Raw genomic sequence first — 22731 nt, forward strand, 5'->3', positions numbered from 1 at the left:
TGATGTATTGATTGTGATTCCTCTTTCCTTCTCTTCTGGTGCTTTATCTATATCAGCATAGTTGAATGCTTCTGCATATCCTCTACTTGCTAATACTGTTGTTATTGCTGCTGTTAATGTTGTCTTACCGTGGTCTACGTGTCCTATTGTTCCAATATTAACGTGCGGTTTGCTTCTTTCAAATTTTTCCTTTGCCATTTCTTATTCCTCCTTAATTAGAAAACATTTTTATTTTCACTTTTTTAATGTAAACTTATCCACGTGTGTTGCAAAATAACTGGAGCTCATAACCGGGATTGAACCGGTGACCTCCACCTTACCAAGGTGACGCTCTACCTACTGAGCTATATGAGCATTCAATACATAATGTATTTATTTTAAAATATTTTTGTCAGTTCCTTATTATAAATGATTTTTTTTTTGTTTGTCAATACGATTTCATCTTTGTTCTAAACACTTTTCAAGTTTACGTTTTACTCTCTGAAGTGCATTATCAATAGATTTTGCTTGCCTATCTAAATCACTGGCAATTTCTTGATAAGATTTACCATCAAGATAAGAATTCAAAACTTCCATTTCTAAGCCTGACAATACTTCTTGTATCTTACTTTCTATGTTCTCCATCTCTTCTCTATCTATTATCAATTCTTCGGGATCAGATACCCTTATACCTGATAATATATCTAATAGAGTTCTATCTGATTCTTCGTCATATATAGGCTTATTCAGTGATATATAAGTATTCAGCGGAATATGTTTTTGTCTTGTGGCAGTTTTTACAGCAGTGATTATCTGTCTTGTTATACACAATTCTGCAAAAACCTTAAAAGATGCTAACTTATCATCCTTAAAATCTCTTATAGCTTTAAATAAACCAATCATACCTTCTTGATATATATCTTCTTTATCAGCACCAATCAAAAAATATGATTTTGCTTTAGCTTTCACAAAGTTCTGATATTTACAAAGAAGATATTCTAGGGCTCTATTGTTTCCCGTCTTAGCCAGAGCTACTATATCTTCATCTTTTTTACCCGTAAACATGGAGTTTAACTCATCATTGCCACTTGTATTTCCCAACAATATCCCCCCCAAAGCATAAATGACCCTAACTAGAATTATACATTAACAAAATTTAGATAGTCAAGATATATTATCTACTTCTTCTTATCTTTTCTAGCTTTTCTGCCACTTCTTTATCTATGGCCTCCTCAAAAAGATTTCTATTATGAAAACTCTTGTTCTCACACTGCCTAGATATCTTTCTGTTTGTTTCCTCAATCCAACTGTAAAACTCTATAGACGATACTCTATTAGCACCTCTTTGAAATATTAACTGTTGCTCTAGAGAATCAGATGTTACAACATAGACCTCTGATTTTCTCCCTATATGATTTACAGTCCTCTCTATATAACTATCCGCAGTTTCATCATGCTTTGTAAAAACTATAGTCAAATTTCCTTTTCTATCCTTTTTTTCTATACTTCCCTTTACCATATGTGCATCAAATACCAGTGTTATTCTGCACCCTTTAAAGGCTGCATAGTTAAGAAGTAAGTCAATAAGCTTATTTCTTGCAGCTTCGTAACTATAGTCCTTTATAGTATTTAATTCTGGCCAGCTATTAATTACATTATACCCATCCACAAAAATTTGCTTCAACTCTATACCCCATTTACTTCTACTTCAATCTTTGTTTTAATATTTCATATGCTATCATTCCACATGCTACTGATGCATTTAATGAATTAACCTTTCCTACCATAGGTATTTTAACCAACACATCGCACTTTGATTTAGTTAGCTTTGAAATACCTTTCCCTTCACTTCCTATAACTAAAGCTATAGGTCCTTTTAAGTCCGAATCATAGCAGTATTGAGTCCCATGCATATCTGCTCCATATACCCATATACCAGATTCCTTTAGTTCATCTATAGCTACATTTATATTTGTAACTTTAGCAATTTTTATGTATTCTGTAGCCCCAGCTGAAGTTTTATAAACAGTAGGTGTAACTCCTACATTTTTTCTTTTTGGAATTATTATCCCATGTACTCCACAAACTTCTGCTATTCTTATTATAGACCCAAAGTTATGAGGATCTTCAATTTCATCTAATACTAATATAAAGGGATCTTCTTCTCTTTCCTTAGCGTTATTAATTATATCTACTATACCACAATAATTATATGGAGTTACTATTGCAATTACCCCTTGATGTGCAGCGGTTTCACTTATACCATCTAGTTTTGCTCTATCCACATATTTAACTACTACAGATTTTTCTTTAGCTAATGCTGTAATTACACTTATGGATCCTTTAGTATCTCCTTGTGCTATCATTATATATTCTATTGTTCTATCAGATTTTAGAGCTTCAATAACTGCATTTCTACCTTCAATCATATCTTCTCTTGAGGTTGTATTGAAATTTTCAACTTTTATATTGCTATGAATATTTTCATTTCTGTAGGATTGATTATTTCTTCTTTCACTATTTACATCACCTACAAATCTATTATTATCTCTTCTATTTTTCCCTATACGTTTAGGTCTAGCATTTTTACTACCTTGTCTTTTATCTTCCATCCTTATATCACTCCTATCATCTATTTCTATATAAATTTACATTTTATATAGATAAGTACTTATTTCTTATTTCTATAGCATTACCACAAGTCATAGACCCTTCTGAACAACTTCCTTTTACACAACTAGGACCGCATCCTTCAAATAAATTTGGTGCTACTTTTTTTACTTCCTTAAGCATAGCATCTGCTAAATCCCTTATTTCCCATTGAGCTCTCATACAGCATCTATGACTAAAGAAATGCATAAGCTCTCTAGCATTCATTGTAACTACAATTTTAGTTGCACATGCATTAGGAAATATATATCTAGCATCCTCAATAGCACTTTTTTCCGCTTTAGACTTTAATGATTTCATCTCTTTTTCTGTGATTTCTTCACATTTTTTTCTTGCTTTATGCTCATTAATATATACATCTAAATTAGAAGCTTTAAGCACTTCAACTAATTTATCATAGTCTTCCTGATCTTTTTTCATCGCCTCTACGAAGATAGCCTTACACTTTTCATCTTTTGCTATAGATGGTGGAATTATATATTCAAAAGCATCTAACTTAACATATCTTTGACTTTGCTGAGAATAAGAAGCAACTCTATGTCTAACCAATTGATGTGTTAAGCTTCTGGATACGCCCTCAATACCAAAAGTAAAACTTACATGTTCAACTGGAGAGTTATGACCATAACTATTCAACATTTTTATAAATTTACTTGTGGTTTCTTCATCTAATCCTTCTGTTATTTCCTCAATTCCTACTGAACTATAACATAATTTAGCTGCTGCAGCTACTACTTTTTCTGGATTTGGAGTAAACTCCATAAGTTTAACTTTTATCATTATTATCACTCATTTCAATAATTTTATTAAGCAAATAATTTAATCTGTCATTCTTTCCTGAAATGTACAAATATCCTATTACAGCTTCAAATCCTGTTGCCCATCTATAATCACCAACATCTGCATTCTTAGGAGCACTAGATTTAGTATTTCTTCCTCTCTTAAAAACTGATATTTCCTCTTCGTCAAACATATCTAAAATTAATTTTGCATAATTGCTCTGTGATTTTGCTTTAACAAAATTAACAGTTTTTAAATGCAACTGCTGTACTTTCAATGATTTATTTTCGCCTAATAAATAGGTTCTTATAAACACTTCATACACAGCATCACCTATAAATGCAAGAGTTAATGGGTTTATTAAATGTGCTTCTTTTGCACTAAATTTTTCTTTCAATAAATCAAATTCCATATTTTTCTCCTTAATGAGATAAATCCTATTATAATAATTAAACATAATAATTATATATTTTCAAGATTTCATAGTCAAATCTAACTTTCTCCTAATACAATTATTATTAATGAATTATTAAAAAATATAGTTATTAAGAGCCCTAATTATTCACTGTCTTAATCTTTTTCTTCTATTTCTAATAGGCTCTATTGAAAATTGCAGTGATAGAATATCATTGGCTATTTTCACTTCTTTCAAAGTAACAAAACCTCTGAACCCCTTGAGTACACAACAACTAGTTAACTAGTTATATATTTATATAGTTTCCTATTAACATATTTATATAGTTTCCTATTAGCATATATAAATAGTTCAATATATATTATATGAAAATATAAATTTTCTCCAAATTTTATCACTTCGATTAACCACAGAGCTTTCTAAAAACCAATTTCAAAAATTATAGTAAAATAGGACTATATTTTATTAATACAGTCCTATTTACTTACAATGAAATAATTTACTTTATAACAAATGACTAAAATTTTAAACTATTTTCTAAAAACTCTTTCTCTATTCTGCCTACTACATCTTCTATATTTACTTCTTCAATATCTTGATTTTTTCTTAACTTAAATTCAACTATATCTTCAACTACTTTTTTACCTACTGTTACTCTTATTGGAATTCCAATTAAGTCAGCATCCTTAAACTTAACTCCAACTCTTTCATTTCTATCATCTAAAAGTACATCTACTCCTCTAGTTTTAAGCTCCTCATAGATTTTCTCCGCTCTATTCATTTGTTCTTCATTTTTAACATTAGCAGGCATTACTATTACTTTATATGGTGCAACAGCCATTGGCCAAAGGATTCCATTTTCATCATGATGCTGTTCAATTATAGCTGCTACAGTCCTGTTAATACCAATTCCATAACATCCCATTACTAGAGGTTTCTCTTTACCATTTTCATCTAAATAGTTAGCTCCCATAGATTCTGAATACTTAGTTCCAAGCTTAAATATATGTCCAACTTCTACCCCTCTTCTAATATTTATTGGGCTTCCACATTTAGGACACATATCCCCCTCTGCTACGAGTTTATAATCTCCTACTATGCCGTCAAAATCTCTTTCATAATTTACATTTTCATAGTGATATCCTGTATCATTAGCTCCAACTATAAAATTACTCATTCTAGTAACTTCTTCATCTACAAGTAGTGTATCTACTTGTAATCCAATTGGACCAGCAAATCCTATTTCTGCTGATGTAGCCTTTAAGACAGTTTCTGCATCGGCCATTTCTAATTCCATAATTCCACCTAATGCATTAGAAACCTTAGTTTCATTTAAGCTTCTATCTCCTCTAACCATTACTGCCACAACTTTACCATCAGCTTTATATATTAGAGTCTTTGCAAACTTCTTGTTACTAGTATTAAAGAAAGTTACTAACTCTTCTATAGTTCTTACATCTGGAGTTGCTATCTTATTTAATTCCTTTTCTTCTTCTTTCTCTACATCTTCCAGTTTAGATGTAGCCTTTTCTGTATTCGCAGCATAATTACAACCAGTACAGAAAGCTATTTCATCCTCTCCTATATCAGATTTAACCATAAACTCTGCTGAACCTGATCCTCCCATAGCTCCTGAATCTGCTTCAACAGCGCTAAATTCTAAATCACATCTAGTAAATATCTTATTATATGCTTCATACATCTTCATGTAAGATATATCTAATCCTTCATTATCTTTATCAAAACTATATGCATCTTTCATTATGAATTCTCTTGATCTCATAACTCCAAATCTAGGTCTTCTCTCATCTCTATATTTGGTTTGAATTTGATAAAGATTTAATGGTAATTGTTTATAAGATTTAATTTCATTTCTCGCTAAATCTGTAAATACTTCTTCATGAGTTGGTCCAAGACAAAAATCTCTTCCATTTCGATCTTTAAGCCTAATCATCTCTGATCCCATTACATCCCATCTTCCAGATTCTTGCCATAGATTTGCTGGTATAAGTGCAGAAGCTAAAAATTCTTGAGCGCCTGCTCTATCCATTTCTTCTCTAACTATATTTTCTACATTTTTTAACACTCTAACTCCATTTGGCATGAAAGTGTATATTCCTGTAGCTGATTTTCTTATCATTCCAGCTCTTAACATAAGTTGATGGCTTGCTATCTCTGCTTCACCTGGAACTTCTCTTAGTGTACTTATTAACATCTTTGATAACTTCATCTTCCATTCACCTCGTAATTATATTTATTAATAAAAAAAATAGAACCCACCCTAATTAGGGCGAATTCTATCGCGGTACCACCTAAAATTTGTACTTCATTTTATAACGGCTCATGCCGGTAGTTAAAACTACTGCTCAGAAGCAGGTTCAAAACGTGTGAAAATCTTTCAGCCGGTGAATTTTCTCTCTGTGGGTATGTTTCTACTATTCTTCCTCATCACATATTAATATTAAATTTTAATAAATATCATTATATCATACATATTTAAATATTGCCTACATATTTATATTTATTTTTTAAAATATTTTCTCCAATTATCATATCTTCTGGAGTTGTAAGCTTTATATTTAAATAACTACCCTCATAAAGATATACTTTTCTATCAAATTTTTCAACAATCATAGCATCATCAGTAACTTGCTCTTTAGTCTTTCTTAATTTTTCATGGCAGAATAATATAATATCATACTTAAAACACTGAGGCGTTTGAACTATAAAAGTATCCTCTCTATTTAAGGTTTCCTTGGCAAACCCTTCTTTATCCTTAATTTTTATAGTGTCCTTTGATTTAACTCCACAAGTACATGCACCATATTTTTCAGCATTCTTAATGCCATCATTTATTATATTCTCAGTAACAAATGGTCTCGCTCCATCGTGGATTAATACTATGTCACAAGGTTCTATTGCCTTTAATCCATTGTATACAGAGTCTTGTCTTTCCTTACCACCTTTTACTAAAGCTCTAACTTTTTTAAGGTCATATTTTTCAATTATATTCTTTTTACAGTACTCCATCTCATCTTCTGCACACAGAACTATAATATCATCTATATTTTTATTGTCAGAAAAAGCCTTTATAGTATGATATAATACTGGTTTTTCTGCCAAGGTCAAAAACTGCTTGTTTACATTTGATCCCATTCTTTTTCCTTGTCCTGCAGCCAATATTATCGCTGTATTTTTTCTCATAATTCCTCCAATAAATTAACCTTAAACTAATGATAAATTAGCACTTAATTTTTCTTAATAAAAAACTATTGTTCCTTTGGTTTTGCAAATATCATTCTTCCTGCTGCTGTTTGAAGTACTGAAGTAACTACTACAAATATATTTTCACCAATATATTTTCTACCTTCTTCAATGACAATCATAGTTCCATCATCTAAATATGCAACCCCTTGACCTGACTCTTTTCCATCTTTAATTACCTGTGTTTTCATAACTTCTCCTGGTAATAAAACAGGTTTTACAGCATTTGCCAACTCATTAATATTTAATACAGGTACTCCCTGAAGTTCTGCAACTTTATTTAAGTTATAATCATTAGTAATTACCTTTCCATTCAATACTTGAGCAAGTTTAAGTAATTTAACATCTACTTCCTTAATATCTTCAAAATCGCCTTCCCATATTTCTACATCTATACTTAACTCTTTCTGTATTTTATTAAGTATATCTAATCCCCTTCTTCCTTTTGTCCTTTTTAAAGAATCTGAGGAATCTGCAATATGTCTAAGCTCATCTAAAACAAAAGTAGGAATTACTAAAGTACTTTCAATAAAACCACTTTGACATATATCAAATATTCTTCCGTCAATTATTACTGATGTGTCTAACACCTTAGGGCTTAGCTTATCTCCAACATTCTTTATCTTAGAATCCTTATTAGTTCCAGGCTTTTTAAAGCTTGTAAACACATGTATAATTTCATCTTTTTTTCTTACGCATATATCTGCAAATAAAACAGTAATTATTACCGTAACAATTACAGATATTATGGTTATTATTATCGAATCCACTCTAATAAGTGTAGATAATAATACTGATATTATAAGTCCAATTAAAGCTCCTATACCTGCAAATACAATATCTACTATTGGAATCTTTTGAGCAGACCTTTCTAAGTATTCCATAGCTTTAACAATTCCTGAGTTTATAAAAGGTGAAATAAAATAAAATATAAGTCCAATAAAAATAATACATAATACAACAAATATTATTGAAATAAAACCTGTATTGTTTATTCCTAACTTAGGTAAAAGTTCCGTAGAATTTCCCCATGAACCTAAAACATATCCTAATGTTCCTCCTATTAAGGTAAACAAAGCCCTTAATATTTTCTTTAACACCACAGCACCTCCTTAATTTTTTAACCTATATTGTGATTATTTACAAATTTTCTCCATAATATCCTACTAAATTAAATATATATTATCATTAATTACATTTCAATGGATTATTAGAATATTAACTAAAATTTGATTAACTATATATAATATTAACATTTAAAATATTTGATATTCTCAATTAACAATTAACAAACAATTTTCAATATAAAAATATTTGTCAATACTCACATTTTCTACTTCTTCACATAAAATAAATTGTTAACAGTAAAATTACCCCCTATGAATAATAGTAATATTGATATATTATATAAATAAAGGTATTCCAAGTAAGTAACTTTATTTATAAAGGAGTGAAAGTTATGAAGGATCTAATATTTGATGAATTTCAAAATTCTGTAGATAGTTCTTTATTAAGACATAAAAGTATACTTGACATACTAAGCAAATTGCAGGAATCTGAAAGTAGAGTTAACAGATCCGTAGTAAAAGCTGTTACTAGTTGCGGTTGTGTTAAAATTAAAGCTGAAAAACAGGGTATAAATTATTCATTGAACGATGATAAGGAAAACACCATAGATAAATTAACCTTAGATGATTTAGAAATACCTCTTAGTTCCCATATACAAGGAGAGCTATGTGATAATTGCCGTAAAATCATCGAACGAGAAATAGGCAATCACTTATTCTATATAACTTCCTTATGCAATAGTTTAGATATAAACTTATATGATGTACTCTTAACTGAATACAAAAACATAACTACATTCGATAAAATTAATTTAAGATAACAAATATAGCACAAACTTAATTGCTTTGTGCTATATTTGTTTATCTAATATAAATTGCTCTTTTAATCTTCTTAGACCATTTTTAATGGTTTTAGCTCTTGCTTCTCCTACCCCATCAACTAAATCTAATTCATCATAAGATGCTTTCATTATCACTTGAAGCTCTCCGAAATGTTTTATTAGATTTTCTATAATTGCCGATGGTAATCTAGGTATTTTATTTAATATTCTATATCCTTTTGTAGATATTAAATTATCCACTAAAGGAACCCCACCATATCCTAATACCTTAGCTATCATATCAAGATCCAATAACTCTATAGCTGATAACTTTTCTATATTCCTATAAACATCAAGATATTTTTCAGCATCACTACAATAGTCTCTCACAAGAAATACTCCTTCTTGTTCAACGCCCTTGATTAATTCTCCTAATTGCATAGATATAAGTCTACCTTCATTCCCCAACTCACATATGTACGTTTCTATCTCACAAACTATTCTCATAACCATTTCATTTCTCTGTATTGCTGTGACTACATCTAAAAGGGTTGATAAATCTTGTAACTCCAGTAAGTTTAGATTACTTATTACTCTTTCTAAAACTAACTGATATTTTTCTAAGGTTTGAATAGCTTGATTAGCCTTAGCTAATACATCACTGCTTTCTCTAAGGACATATTTTATATCATCTTTATATACGGTGATTATATTCCTTCTTTGAGATATCGCTACTACTATATCACCAGTTTCCTTTGCAACCCTTTGAGCTGTTCTATGTCTAGTTCCAGTTTCTTGAGTAGTTATAGATGGATTGGGCATCAGCTGTGTATTAGCGTATAATATCCTCTTTAAGTCACTACTTATAACTATAGCTCCATCCATCTTTGCTAGTTCATATATATATGCTGGAGTATATTCTGATTTTATTGAAAATCCTCCATCTACCATATCTAATATGGCATTACTATCACTTAATACTATTAATCCTCCAGTTTTAGCTCTTAATATATTATCTAATCCTTCCCTCAGTAGGGTTCCCGGGGACATAATTTTTAGTATTTCCATAAGTTCTTTTTGCTCTTGTTCCCTCATTATTTTCCTCCATTATTAATTTAACAATTTACTGTCCTCTTATATATTATTAAAAAATCTTTGACACCGCTTCTCTAACTGTATCCACTCCAATTAAATTTATTCCCTTATTAGTTATTTTTGCTTTATTTTTATTTGGTAGTATTACATTAGTAAAGCCCATCTTTATTGCTTCATTTATAATTTTCTCTGCATGCGCTATAGGCCTAACTTCTCCAGTTAACCCTACTTCTCCTATAATTAATAAATTTTCTATTTTAATTTCCTTTGCTTTGACACTAGATATTAACGCTAAAACTATTCCTAAATCTCCATATGTACCGTCAATGTTAAGTCCACCTACCACGTTAACATACACATCACTGTTATAAAAAGGAACTCTTAATTTTTTTTCTAATACCGCTAATATCAAACTTAATCTCTGGTTATCAACACCTACTGCAGTTCTACGTGGCATCGGAGCTTTAGTTTCACTTGCTAAGGCTTGAATTTCTACTAAAATAGGTCTAGTTCCTTCAACTATCCCAATGACTACTGATCCTTCCTGTTGCATAGATTTTTCTTGCAAAAATACTGAAGATGCATCATTTACTTCCTCAAGACCACTTTCTCTCATTTCAAACACACCAATTTCACTAGTAGTTCCAAAACGATTTTTTATGGTTCTTAATATTCTAAACTCTTGTGTTCGCTCTCCCTCAAAATATAGAACTGTATCCACCATATGTTCAAGAACTCTTGGTCCAGCCAATTCTCCTTGTTTAGTTACATGGGCAACAATAAATAATGGAATATTCTTTGTCTTTCCTATTCTCATTAAATCATTAGTACATTCTCTTACCTGAGATACACTCCCTGGAGCAGACGAAATAGTTGGTTTATATAATGTTTGAATAGAATCTATTATTATAAACCTTGGCTCCATTTCAGTTATATGCTCTTCTATAATATCTATGTTGGTTTCCGATACCACATAAAGCTCTTTTCCTGTAGCTTTCAGACGTTCTGCTCTCATTTTTATTTGCTCTTCTGACTCTTCTCCAGATACATACAGAACCTTTCCATACTTTAGTGAAATATTACTGGCACTCTGTAGCAATATAGTAGACTTACCAATACCAGGATCTCCAGATATTAAAGTTAATGATCCCTTTACAAGTCCACCACCTACAACCCTATTTAATTCCCCAATTCCTGTATCTAACCTTTCATATTCACTGGATTTTACATCCGTAATATTCTTTGGCTTATTTCCAGAAGACATAGTAACTGACCTTTTAAAATTAGTTACTGCTTCACTTTTGACTTCTTCTCCCATAGTGTTCCAGCTATTACATCCAGGACATTTTCCATACCACTTTGGAGCTTCATAGCCACACTCATTACATATATATACTTTTTTAATCTTTGCCATAATCTGCTCCTTAAATTTTTTATATTAATTTATTATTTCTTAACTATTAATTAAAATACTTATTATACTATGAGTTTAACCATTATTTTATATAGTAAATTATATTGTTCTTAACTATAAAAAAACCACTTATATAAAGTGGTTAAAAATATATGGTATTATACCTATCATAATTATATACCCATTTTTGTTTAAACACAATGAAGTAATTAGCTACACTTAATAAACTTCAACGCATCTTTTTCAACTGTTATTTGTATAATATCACTCTTTTTGAAATTTCCTTTAAGAATCTCATCAGATAGTCTATCCTCAATCATATCAGTTATAATTCTTCTTAAGGGTCTAGCTCCGTACTCTTTATCTCTTTTTTGTTTACTTATGAATGTTTTAGCTTCATCTGTAAACCTTAATATAATATCATTTTGCTTAGCTCTTTCACATAGATTATTTGTGATTATATCAACAATTTTAATTATGTGTTCATCTTTAAGTTTATGGAATACTACTATATCGTCAATTCTATTTAAAAGTTCTGGCTTAAAGATATTCTTTATTTCTCCAAGTATAATTTCTTTCATATTTTTATATTCATTATCACAATTTTTATCATCAGATAATCTTTCAAATCCTATAGAACGGTGTTTTTTTATAGTAGATGCTCCTGCATTAGAAGTCATTATAATTATAGTATTCCTAAAATCTACAACCCTTCCCTTAGAATCCGTAAGTCTTCCATCTTCTAGTACCTGAAGTAAAATATTAAATATATCTTCATGTGCCTTTTCTATTTCATCAAATAGTATTACAGAATATGGACTTCTCCTAACTTTCTCTGTTAATTGACCTCCTTCATTAAACCCTATATAACCTGGTGGTGAACCAATTAGCTTTGATACAGAGTGTTTCTCCATATATTCCGTCATATCTATTCTAATTATTGAATTTTCATCATCAAACATAGTTTCTGCAAGCGCTTTAGATAATTCAGTTTTTCCTACCCCTGTTGGTCCTAGAAATATAAAGCTCCCTATAGGTCTCTTGCAATCTCTTAGTCCTACCCTTGATCTCCTTATGGCCTTTGAAATAGCTTCAATAGCTTCATCCTGACCTATAACTCTTTTATGAAGAATGTTCTCTAAATTTAATAATCTATCAGTTTCTTTAGATGTAAGTTTCTCTAAAGGTATTTTAGTCCATGTTGATAAAACTTTTGCAATCTCTGCCTCATCTACCGTTATCTTGATTTCTTCATTACTTTCTACTAAAGTTCTTTTTCTAGAGTTTAATTGTTGTCTTAATTCATATTCTTCATCTCTGATGGATGCTGCCTTTTCAAAATCTTGAATATCTATTGCTTGTGATTTTTCTTCAATTTTTTTCTTAAGCTTCTGCTCCAAAATTCCAACTTCATTTCTTTGTAAATTTTCTATTCTACTTTTAGCCCCTGCTTCATCTAAAAGATCTATTGCTTTATCTGGTAGGTATCTATTTGATATATATCTATCTGATAAATTTACTGCTGCACTTATAGCTTCATCTGTAATTCTAATTGAATGATGTTCTTCATACTTATTCTTTAACCCTTTAAGTATTTGGATAGCATCTTCCTTAGAAGGTTCTTCAATTATAATTGGTTGAAATCTTCTTTCTAAAGCAGAATCCTTTTCAATATACTTTCTATATTCATCTACGGTTGTAGCTCCTATGCATTGAAGCTCACCTCTTGCAAGGGCAGGTTTTAAAATGTTAGAAGCATCTATTGCACCTTCCGCACCACCAGCTCCTACTATAGTATGAATTTCATCAATGAATAAAATAATATCCTCACTCTTACAAACTTCATCCATTAAAGATTTTAACCTATCTTCAAATTCTCCTCTATACTTTGCTCCTGCAACCATAGAAGCCATGTCTATACTGATTACTCTCTTATTTAATAACATTTCTGGTACATCATCACTTTGAATTTTTTGTGCTAATCCCTCAACTATGGCTGTCTTGCCCACTCCAGGATCTCCAATTAAACATGGATTATTTTTTAGCCTCCTACATAATATTTCTAAAACTCTTTCTGTATCCCTTTCTCTTCCTATAACTGGATCAAGCTTATTTTCACTAGCATATCTAGTTAAATCCTTCCCATACTTATCAATCATTGGAGTTTTATTTCTTTTAGACTTGTATGGCTCCTCTATTTTCATTTCAGTTCTACTGTCATGAAAGTCAGAATTACTGCTTAATGATATTTCACATTGTTTTTTATTATAGGATAACATTCCGAGCAACTCATTGAAGTTTGTTCCTAAATTGTCTAATATTGTATAGGCTACACCCTCTTCTTCTTTAAGTATAGCTAATAATATATGCTCCGGAGATACAAATTTATCATTTAAATTTCTGGCTTCTACTAAACTAACTTCCATCAGCTTTTTAGTTCTAGGAGTAAAATATATTTCTTCTGGATATATCTCATCCTCACCATAGCCAACTAATTTTTCTATTTTATCTTTAATCTTTATTTCATCAACACACATATTTTCTAGAGCCTTAGCTGCTATGCCGCCCTCTTCCACAATACCTAATAATACATGTTCAGTGCCTACATATCCATGTCTAAATCTTTTAGCTTCTCCGTGAGCATACATCAATGCTTGTCTTGCTCTATCATTATATTTATTAAACATTACACTAACCCCTTTATCTATATAGCAAAATGCTAATACTATAATATTTAGTCTATCCAATTCCAGCAATGACAAACCATAATTTGTAATTATTTCTAAAATATATTTTTTAAAAATGTATATAAATAAAGTACCTTCCCTATTGGAAAAGCACTTTATTTATATATTTTCTATCTTTGTATAAAGTAGATATAGCATTGTCATAATCATAATACTCTATTTTAATGCATTTTTCTTCATAACATCTTATTTTAACATTTAGATTTTCATTTAAAATTACATCAATAAGAGCACCATCTTTATCATAGCTAAACTCCTTTAAATCATTTAATAGTTTGTCTATATTTTCTTTGTTTCTAATCATCTTTTCCTCCAGTATTATAAATAATTTTAATTTCATATAATAGATTATTTTAAGTAAAAATCATATTATCATATGATTTTTACTTAAATAAATAACATAATATGATTGGATTATTAAAGATATATCATTAATAATTTTAGAACTCTAATTCCGAATCATTAAAATATCCATTGAACTGTGAGTTATACAACCTAGCATAAATTTCACCACTATTAATCAATTCTTTGTGAGCACCTTTTTCAACTATTCCCTTATTTGTTAATACTACAATCTCATCTGCATTTTTAACAGTTGATAGTCTATGAGCAACTATAATAGATGTTCTTCCCTTAGATAACTTTTCTAAAGATTTTTGAATTATAAGCTCTGAAGTATTATCAAGAGCTGATGTAGCCTCATCTAATATTAATATAGGCGGATTCTTTAAAAATACTCTAGCAATAGATATTCTTTGCTTTTGACCCCCAGATAATTTTACTCCTCTTTCCCCTACATAAGTTTCATATCCTTCTGGTAGTGACATGATAAAATCGTGAATATTAGCATTTTTAGCTGCTTCAATAACCTCATCATCGTCAGCTTCAGGATTTCCATAGAGAATATTATCTTTTATAGTTCCTGTAAATAGAAATACATCTTGCTGTACTATTCCTATGTTTTTTCTCAAGGACTTTAATGTTATGTCCTTAATATCTTCTCCATCAATGGTAATTTTTCCTTTATTTAGTTCGTAAAATCTTGGAATTAAATGACAAATAGTTGTTTTACCACCACCAGATGGTCCAACTAATGCTAAAGTCTTACCTTTTTCTATTTTTAAATTTATATTAGATAATATTTCTTCACTACCTTCATATTTAAAGGTAGCATTTTTAAACTCAATTTCACCTTGTACATCTTTAAATTCTCTTGCATTATCACTATCTACTATGTCTGGTTTAGTATCCATTAACTCTACAAAACGCTTAAATCCCGACATACCTGATTGATATTGTTCCACAAATGATGTTAATCTTCTTATTGGTTGCATAAAATATGCTACATATAGAAAATAAGTAGATAGATCAATTACGCCTAATTCCCCTTTATATACGAAGTAACCTCCAAAACCTAAAACAACTACATTTAGCATGTCTACAAAAAATCTCATTCCAGACATGAACTCTGCCATATATTTATAAGCAGAAGATCTACTAGTTCTAAATTGAGTATTTCCTTCATCAAACTTTTCCATTTCATATTCTTCATTAGTAAAAGATTTAGCAACTCTTATTCCTGATATACTATTTTCTAGCTTAGTATTAACTACAGCTATCTTCTTTCTAACATCATAAAATGCCTTGGACATTTTCATTCTCTTAGTCATAGTAAATATTATAATTATAGGTATACAAGCAAATATTATTAATGTTAATTTTATATTTATAGCACATAGTAACCCAAAGGATCCTATAAGCATTATTATTGAAATAAATACATCTTCTGGTCCATGATGCGCCAGCTCAGAAATATCCATTAGATCATTAACAATACGTGACATAATATTTCCAGTCTTATTATCATCAAAATAGCTAAATGGTAATGTCTGTAGATGGGCAAAAACTTCTTTTCTCATATCATATTGAAGCCTTACACCCATTACATGACCCCAATAATCTATTATATAATTTGCTATAAGCTTAACTACATACAATAATACTAAGACAATTGTAAATATTAATATTGTTCTTAGATTCTTATTAGGAATTGCATCCTTTAATAGGTAATTTGTAAACATAGGAAATACTAAATCCATGGCTGCTACTAAAAATGCACATATCATATCAATTATAAATAGAGTTTTGTGTGGTTTGTAATAAGTTATAAATCTCTTTAACATTAAAATTCCTCCATATCTCCTAGTAAAATTAAAAAAATTGTTCTATAAACATGTTTTAAGCCCCAGCAGAAAAACTCCTTCTACTGAAGCTTAAATTCTCTATGAACTTATTAAAATACTCTTTAATTAATATACATAAATCTTCAACAAAAAAACTTTCACTGCTAAGAAATTAATCATTATTTTTACTCATAAACATTTCTATATCTTCTATACTTTTAATTATATGAGCAGAAAGATTTACATAACCATCCTCTGTAACCAGAATATCATCTTCAATTCTAACGCCTATACCTTCTTCTTCTATATAAAGTCCCGGCTCGTCTGTAATAATCATACCTGGTTTAAGCTCTATATTTCTCGGTCCTACATCATGGGTATCTAATCCTAATGGATGTGCTACACCATGATAGTAGTATTTATTTAACTCTGAGTCTTCCTTTATAAGGCCAATTCTCTTACATCCCTGAGCAAGAACTCTTTTAGTTATGTCTTGTAATTCACCAGTAGTAATTCCTGGTTTTACTGCTTTCATAACAGTTTCATTAGCTTCTAATACAATATTATATACTTCTTTTTGTCTTTCTGAAAACTTCCCATTGATAGGAAAAGTTCTACTTATATCCCCATTGTAATATTTATATTGTGCCCCTAAGTCTAAAAGCATAAGCTCTCCATCTTCAGTCTTAGTATTATTATCTACATAATGAAGTATAGTTGCATTCTTTCCAGTGGCTGCAATAGTTGGAAATGCAAAATCCTTAACTCCATTTTTCTTTAAAATATAATTAAAATATGCTTCAATTTCATACTCTTTCATGCCTGGTTTAGCATTACTCCATATTTCTTTTATCCCATCATAAGTTATATCTATAGCTTTTTTAATTAATTCGATTTCTTCTTCTCTTTTTATAGTTCTAAGTAAAGCTATATCATGATATACATTTTTAACTCTTACATATGGATATCTTTTCATAATATCTACCGCAAAATTTTGAGATGATGTTTGCGGAATATTAAATTCTTGTCTTTCTAAATCTAAATACACATTATCAATACTAAATCTATCAAAATAACTTGCAATGATACTTTCAAAATCTTTTAAAAACTTAATATCCTCTATACCTGAAACTTCTTTTGCTCTATCTTCACTTATTGTTTCGCCAACCCATTTAGCCATAACAGGATCATTCTCTTGTATAAATAACATTTCTGACACTTTGCCATTAATATTTATCATCACCATAATTACTTTTTCTTCATCAATACCGGTTAAATAATAAAAGTTTCTGTTTGGTGTAAATGGATAAGTCTCATCTGCAGACTTATAAGGAGCTTGTCCAGCAAAAAAGATAGCTATAGAATTTTGAGAAAGCACATCCCCTAACTTTTGTCTGTTAGTAACAAAAAAAATCTTATTCATAATTAATCCCCTTTTCATCAATATTTTCTATAAACCCCAATAATTATTATATACCATTTATTAGAATATATCTAATAAATACTAAAACTAATAAGTGAACTGGATAAAACCCATAAAATAGCAATTGTGCTTTTTTACCTTCACTCCCATTGTAATGATAAATAAAAAATAAACTATTAATGCAAGTTGCTTGAAGAAAAACTCTAAAGTTTACTCCAAATGGTTCCATAAAATATTTTAAATATGGTATAGTATATAAAAAATTTAATCCTATCATAGAAAGGGTTAATTTTTTAAAATTCTCTTTAAACATCTTAAAGCATAATATGATACAAACTCCATATATTGCATAATCAGATTGAAATTTCTCTAAGATATATAGTATTCCTAATATAATGACAAATTTAATTATATATATAGAGATATCAAATACTTCTTTGGATATCTTAATATCATGCTTTAACTTGTAATAATGAACTTTTTTGTCTATTATTATCATAATAAATATTCCTGAAAGAAGTGTAAAAAATACATTTAGTCCTTTAGTCTCAAATGCTAGCATGTAAGGTATTTGTGATATGATAGCTAAAATAAATAGCCTAAACATATATCTTTTTATATTCTTAGTCCTACTATATCCCTCTGTTATTAAAAATGCATATATAGGAAATGCCACTCTTCCAATGATTCTAAAAAACATTATCTCTGGAAAAAATATGGCTCCTGTATGATCAATTAGCATAGTTACACAGGCCAATAGTTTAAGCGAGAAACTATCCATAACTTAACAATCCCCCAATGTTATCTTCCTATTCATTATATTCTTTCACTTGATATTCATGGTGTGATATATCTGCACACTGCACTATCTTATGTATTTTATCATCAAACTCTATAGTTGTAAGGCTTGTCTGCTTTATGTATGGCTCCATCCAAAAATTACTTATATCGATATTTTCTAAACTACAAAGTAATGCTTTTATAGGCATAGTATGTGTAACTATAAGAATACTTTTTCCTGTATTTTCTTCTATAATTTCCATAATTGCTTTATCAATTCTTTCAATGAGCTCTTCAATGGTCTCTCCATCGCCTACAGGTTTATATATTTCTGGTTTATTCCAATAATTATAATATTGCTCTGGATACATTTTCTTTATTTCATCTTGGTTCAATCCTTGGAATTTACCTAACTTCAATTCTCTTAGTCCATCATGACTTATAAGTTCAACACTCTTATTTTCATTAATTATTTCTGCTGTCTTATAGGCTCTACCACTAGAACTTGAGTATATCTTGTCTAAATTAATTCCTTTTAATCTCTCTCCAAGCCATTCTGCTTGTTTTACTCCTAGCTCTGTTAAAGGAGAGTCATTCCAACCTTGCATCCTCCCTTCTACATTCCATTGAGTTTGTCCATGACGAGTTAAATATACAGTTGTTGTCACTTCTTCTCCTCCTACACTAAATTAAAACTTATTAATATACCAATTTTAATATAACTTCTCTAAATATGCAAATATATCACATTTAAATTCTATGCTTATACATTGAATTCATATCTAAGAATATTAAGATTTTTATATAAGTAAAAAAATATGCAAATAGTAAGTCCTCTTAAAACTTACATACTTGCATACTATCTAAAACCTACTAATTATACTAGCGCATTAATCCTTATAAATATCAAATTTCTCTAATTGTATTCTATTAGGTAACACTTTTGTATCATGAAACAACTCATCTAGTAGCATAAGATTATCGTTTTGCTCAACAATTTTATGAGTTCCAATTCCAAATTCATCTTTTAATAATTTTTCATCTTCGTTTTGTGGCATGAATATAGTACTTACCATCATTTCTTCCTCCTCTCTCAACTATATCAAATTTATCACTTTCCAAAATGTTACATAATACTTTTGCATCTTCTACTTTGGCTTCGCTCATCTCAATTTGGAAGTTATCTAACGGTCCAATTATTCCCATATAGTCATGAATAGAACTATAATCGCTTAATCTAATCTGTCCATATATATTCATTTTATAGTCTGACATAAACAACCCCCTATTATATAATTATTTATAGTTTGTTAAAGTTCACATATTTTTATACATTATTACTTAAGTCATATATTCTTTGAAGTATTAAATATCCAAAAGTAATTAATTATATATTAACCCACTGCACAAAAAATAAACCCAGTGATAAAATTTCTATTATCACTAGGTTTATCTATTTATATAAAATTAGAATATCTACACAAAATCTATACTATTTTTATGCTTCCTTTTTATTTTCAGATACAATTTTATCTACTAAGTCGCCTGGAACTTCTTCATATCTTTCAAATCTACTTCTAAAGCTTCCTCTAGCCCCTGTTATACTTCTTAAATCAGTAGCATAGTTATACAATTCAGCTTGAGGTACTTCACTTATTATTCTTTGCCCCTTTAATCCAGGCTCCATTCCTAGTATTCTTCCACGTTTTTTATTTATATCAGCTATAACATCTCCCATATAATCATCTGGAATATCTATCTCTAGGTACATTATCGGTTCTAAAAGAATTGGATTTGCCTCTTGAAGACCTTTCTTATAAGCTAAAGAAGATGCTATTTTGAATGCCATTTCTGAGGAATCTACTGGATGGAATGAACCATCATGCAATGTTGCCTTTAATCTTATAACTGGATATCCTGCAAGTACTCCATGAAGTATACAATCTCTAAGCCCCTTCTCTACAGCTGGTATATATTGTCTAGGAACAGCACCTCCTACTACTGCATCAACAAATTCTAATTCATCTTCTCCATCATTTCTAGGCTCAAATTTAACCTTTACATCTCCATATTGTCCATGTCCTCCTGACTGTTTCTTATGTTTTCCCTGTACATCTGCAATTTTTTTGATTGTTTCTCTATATGGTGTTTTAGGAATTCTAAGACTTACGTCTGCCCCAAATTTATTTTTCAATTTACTTACTAAAACTTCTAGATGTGTTGTACCGATACCTGAAATTACTACTTCAGCATTTTCTATATCTCTTGATATTGAGAATGTAGGATCTTCTTCCAATAACTTTGAAAGTCCACTTGATATTTTATCTTCATCTCCCTTTGTATTAGGTATTACAGCTCTAGAATATACTGGTAATGGAAATTTCATTCTATTAAATACAATAGGTCTGTTTGAAGCGCATATGGTATCTCCAGTACTAGTAAATTGTAATTTTGAAACTGCTCCAATATCTCCAGCTTTTATTTCTGTAGTAGGATATTGTTTTTTCCCTTTCATAAAATATAGTGATCCAAGTTTTTCGTCTTTTTCTTTAGATGAATTGAATACAACAGTATCTGATTTTGCAGATCCTGTTATAACTCTAAACATAGATAATTTACCAATGAATGGATCAACTATTGTCTTAAATACCAATGCAGAAAATGGTTCTTTTTCATTGATTTTTATATTTATAAATGCATTGTTTTTAATATCTTTAGCCATATATAAATTAGTCTCTATTGGAGATGGGAAACATTCTACTATATCTTCTAATAATGTTTCAGTTCCTATACTTGTTATAGCCGAACCACACATTATAGGGCATATATCACCTGTAGATGACCCTTTGATTAACCCATGATATATATCTTCTTCACTTAATTCCCCATCATTAAAATATTTATCTAGCAAAACTTCATCAGTTTCTGCTACCGCTTCCATGAGCATTTGTTTACACTCTTCCACTTTATCTCTTAACTCCTCTGGAATTTCTCCTTCTTCCATAGTATGAGTCTTAGGATTAAATATTCTAGCTCTATTAGATATAATATTTACTATACCCCTAAGTTCTGTTTCTTTTCCTATTGGGTATTGTATAGGCACAACAGACATACCAAACTTATTTTTTAATTGCTCTAAAACTTTTTCAAAGCTACTATTCTCACGGTCTAATTTGTTCACAAATATAGCTCTAGGTAATTTACGCTCAACTGCATAATTCCATGCCTTCTCTGTTCCTACCTCAATTCCTGCAACTCCACACACAGTTATCATTGCCATATCGATAGCACTTAGTCCTTCAATTATTTCTCCTTCAAAATCAAAATAACCTGGCATATCTACTAAGTTAATTTTAACATCTTTCCATTCACAATGAGCAACAGCTGTAGAAATAGATATTCCTCGCTTTTTTTCTTCTACATCATAGTCACTTACAGTAGTTCCATCCTCAATTTTTCCAATCCTATCAATCTCTTTAGTGTAATATAGTAAACTTTCCATCAAACTTGTTTTGCCCGAACCACTATGACCAATTATTCCCACATTTCTTAAATTATTAATTTTATACTCTTTCATAAGGCGTACCCCCTAAATTAAATTTGGATGTATTAAGTTTATAAAATTGTATTAAATATATATTTTATTCTATGCATTATCAAAATTTCCTCCAAATGTTAGAATATTTATAATATTTAATCAATTATAAATAGAATAAAGCCATAATATAGCTTTATATCTATTTATATTTCTTAAATTAACTAATATTCTTTCCTTATAAAAATATCTTATAACAACACTGTTTGTACTTTTTTGAAGTGATAGCATTTTATTTTTAAAACAATAAAAAAGTAGATAATTAACAAAATTATCTACATAAAATTTATAATTATAAGAAATGGCTCCGCGAAGAGGATTCGAACCTCCAACCTATCGGTTAACAGCCGAGTGCTCCACCGTTGAGCTATCGCGGAACATTGACCTGGCAACAACCTACCCTCCCACACAGCTTCCCGTGCAGTACTATCGGCCTCTTGATGCTTAACCTTCGTGTTCGGTATGGGAACGGGTGTATCCATCAAAAGCATAATTACC

At 29.9% G+C, this 22731-nt stretch carries 21 protein-coding genes, 2 tRNA genes and 1 rRNA gene; 1 reads left to right on the forward strand and 23 read right to left on the reverse strand.

The genetic code is table 11. From position 1 onward, the window contains the following. The 10 genes from IO99_RS15745 to IO99_RS15790 form a co-directional block, all read right to left on the reverse strand. On the reverse strand, nt 1-198 hold a 198-nt coding region (locus IO99_RS15745), incomplete at its 3' end, for a GTP-binding protein (RefSeq protein WP_035135166.1). Nucleotides 199-278: 80 nt separating this feature from the next. Further along, nucleotides 279-354 (reverse strand) — tRNA-Thr (locus tag IO99_RS15750). A gap of 84 nt (nt 355-438) precedes the next feature. After that, nucleotides 439-1044 carry an RNA polymerase sporulation sigma factor SigH gene (gene sigH, locus IO99_RS15755; protein WP_051824237.1) on the reverse strand — a complete coding sequence of 202 codons (606 nt, stop codon included), beginning with the start codon at nt 1042-1044 and terminating at the stop codon, nt 439-441. Between the two features lie 109 nt (nt 1045-1153). Beyond that, nucleotides 1154-1663: an NYN domain-containing protein gene (locus tag IO99_RS15760; RefSeq protein WP_035135170.1), complete on the reverse strand. Its 510-nt coding sequence runs from the start codon at nt 1661-1663 to the stop codon at nt 1154-1156. A 19-nt stretch (nt 1664-1682) separates the two neighbouring features. Continuing rightward, on the reverse strand, nt 1683-2408 hold the full coding sequence (rlmB, locus tag IO99_RS15765) for a 23S rRNA (guanosine(2251)-2'-O)-methyltransferase RlmB (RefSeq protein ID WP_051824239.1): 726 nt from the start codon (nt 2406-2408) through the stop codon (nt 1683-1685). A 226-nt stretch (nt 2409-2634) separates the two neighbouring features. Further along, nucleotides 2635-3432 (reverse strand): FAD-dependent thymidylate synthase, encoded by a 798-nt coding sequence (gene thyX / locus IO99_RS15770; protein WP_035135205.1) that lies wholly within the window; start codon nt 3430-3432, stop codon nt 2635-2637. Continuing rightward, entirely contained in the window at nt 3416-3841 is a 426-nt protein-coding gene (locus IO99_RS15775; RefSeq protein WP_035135173.1) for a Mini-ribonuclease 3, read from the reverse strand. The genes thyX and IO99_RS15775 overlap by 17 nt, the downstream gene beginning before the upstream one ends. A gap of 520 nt (nt 3842-4361) precedes the next feature. Next, complete coding sequence (locus tag IO99_RS15780) at nt 4362-6074, reverse strand: proline--tRNA ligase (protein ID WP_035135175.1); 1713 nt, start codon at nt 6072-6074, stop codon at nt 4362-4364. A 266-nt stretch (nt 6075-6340) separates the two neighbouring features. Then, nucleotides 6341-7048, reverse strand: coding sequence for a 2-C-methyl-D-erythritol 4-phosphate cytidylyltransferase (gene ispD / locus IO99_RS15785; protein ID WP_035135177.1), 708 nt, complete (start codon nt 7046-7048; stop codon nt 6341-6343). A gap of 65 nt (nt 7049-7113) precedes the next feature. Further along, nucleotides 7114-8208 carry a PIN/TRAM domain-containing protein gene (locus tag IO99_RS15790; protein ID WP_035135179.1) on the reverse strand — a complete coding sequence of 365 codons (1095 nt, stop codon included), beginning with the start codon at nt 8206-8208 and terminating at the stop codon, nt 7114-7116. A 359-nt stretch (nt 8209-8567) separates the two neighbouring features. Here IO99_RS15790 and IO99_RS15795 point away from each other — a divergent pair, with 359 nt between their 5' ends. After that, complete coding sequence (locus IO99_RS15795; protein WP_035135181.1) at nt 8568-8996, forward strand: nucleoside triphosphate pyrophosphohydrolase family protein; 429 nt, start codon at nt 8568-8570, stop codon at nt 8994-8996. Between the two features lie 30 nt (nt 8997-9026). Here the strand turns inward: IO99_RS15795 and disA are convergent, their stop codons facing one another. The 13 genes from disA to rrf all read right to left on the reverse strand — a co-directional run. Further along, nucleotides 9027-10091, reverse strand: a complete 1065-nt coding sequence (gene disA / locus IO99_RS15800) for a DNA integrity scanning diadenylate cyclase DisA (protein WP_035135183.1) — start codon at nt 10089-10091, stop codon at nt 9027-9029. Nucleotides 10092-10140: 49 nt separating this feature from the next. Further along, on the reverse strand, nt 10141-11505 hold the full coding sequence (gene radA, locus IO99_RS15805) for a DNA repair protein RadA (RefSeq protein ID WP_035135185.1): 1365 nt from the start codon (nt 11503-11505) through the stop codon (nt 10141-10143). 209 nt (nt 11506-11714) lie between these two features. Continuing rightward, complete coding sequence (locus IO99_RS15810) at nt 11715-14192, reverse strand: ATP-dependent Clp protease ATP-binding subunit (protein WP_035135187.1); 2478 nt, start codon at nt 14190-14192, stop codon at nt 11715-11717. Nucleotides 14193-14331: 139 nt separating this feature from the next. Further along, nucleotides 14332-14556: a hypothetical protein gene (locus IO99_RS15815; RefSeq protein WP_035135188.1), complete on the reverse strand. Its 225-nt coding sequence runs from the start codon at nt 14554-14556 to the stop codon at nt 14332-14334. Between the two features lie 136 nt (nt 14557-14692). Further along, complete coding sequence (locus IO99_RS15820; protein WP_035135190.1) at nt 14693-16435, reverse strand: ABC transporter ATP-binding protein; 1743 nt, start codon at nt 16433-16435, stop codon at nt 14693-14695. A gap of 172 nt (nt 16436-16607) precedes the next feature. Next, a complete protein-coding gene (locus IO99_RS15825) occupies nt 16608-17858 on the reverse strand; it encodes an aminopeptidase P family protein (RefSeq protein WP_035135192.1) in 1251 nt (416 codons plus the stop codon). 46 nt (nt 17859-17904) lie between these two features. After that, on the reverse strand, nt 17905-18639 hold the full coding sequence (locus IO99_RS15830) for a TraX family protein (protein ID WP_035135194.1): 735 nt from the start codon (nt 18637-18639) through the stop codon (nt 17905-17907). Between the two features lie 28 nt (nt 18640-18667). Then, nucleotides 18668-19306, reverse strand: coding sequence for a histidine phosphatase family protein (locus IO99_RS15835; protein ID WP_035135197.1), 639 nt, complete (start codon nt 19304-19306; stop codon nt 18668-18670). Nucleotides 19307-19528: 222 nt separating this feature from the next. After that, nucleotides 19529-19717 carry a hypothetical protein gene (locus IO99_RS15840; RefSeq protein ID WP_156964386.1) on the reverse strand — a complete coding sequence of 63 codons (189 nt, stop codon included), beginning with the start codon at nt 19715-19717 and terminating at the stop codon, nt 19529-19531. After that, nucleotides 19677-19913: a hypothetical protein gene (locus IO99_RS15845; protein WP_035135200.1), complete on the reverse strand. Its 237-nt coding sequence runs from the start codon at nt 19911-19913 to the stop codon at nt 19677-19679. The genes IO99_RS15840 and IO99_RS15845 overlap by 41 nt, the downstream gene beginning before the upstream one ends. Before the next feature lie 223 nt (nt 19914-20136). Further along, nucleotides 20137-22215: an elongation factor G gene (gene fusA, locus IO99_RS15850; RefSeq protein WP_035135202.1), complete on the reverse strand. Its 2079-nt coding sequence runs from the start codon at nt 22213-22215 to the stop codon at nt 20137-20139. 320 nt (nt 22216-22535) lie between these two features. Continuing rightward, nucleotides 22536-22610, reverse strand: a tRNA-Asn gene (locus tag IO99_RS15855). Between the two features lie 6 nt (nt 22611-22616). Then, nucleotides 22617-22731, reverse strand: a 5S ribosomal RNA gene (gene rrf, locus IO99_RS15860); the annotation flags it as partial.

Origin of the sequence: Clostridium sulfidigenes, assembly GCF_000732635.1 — a bacterium.
Lineage (GTDB): Bacteria > Bacillota > Clostridia > Clostridiales > Clostridiaceae > Clostridium_J > Clostridium_J sulfidigenes.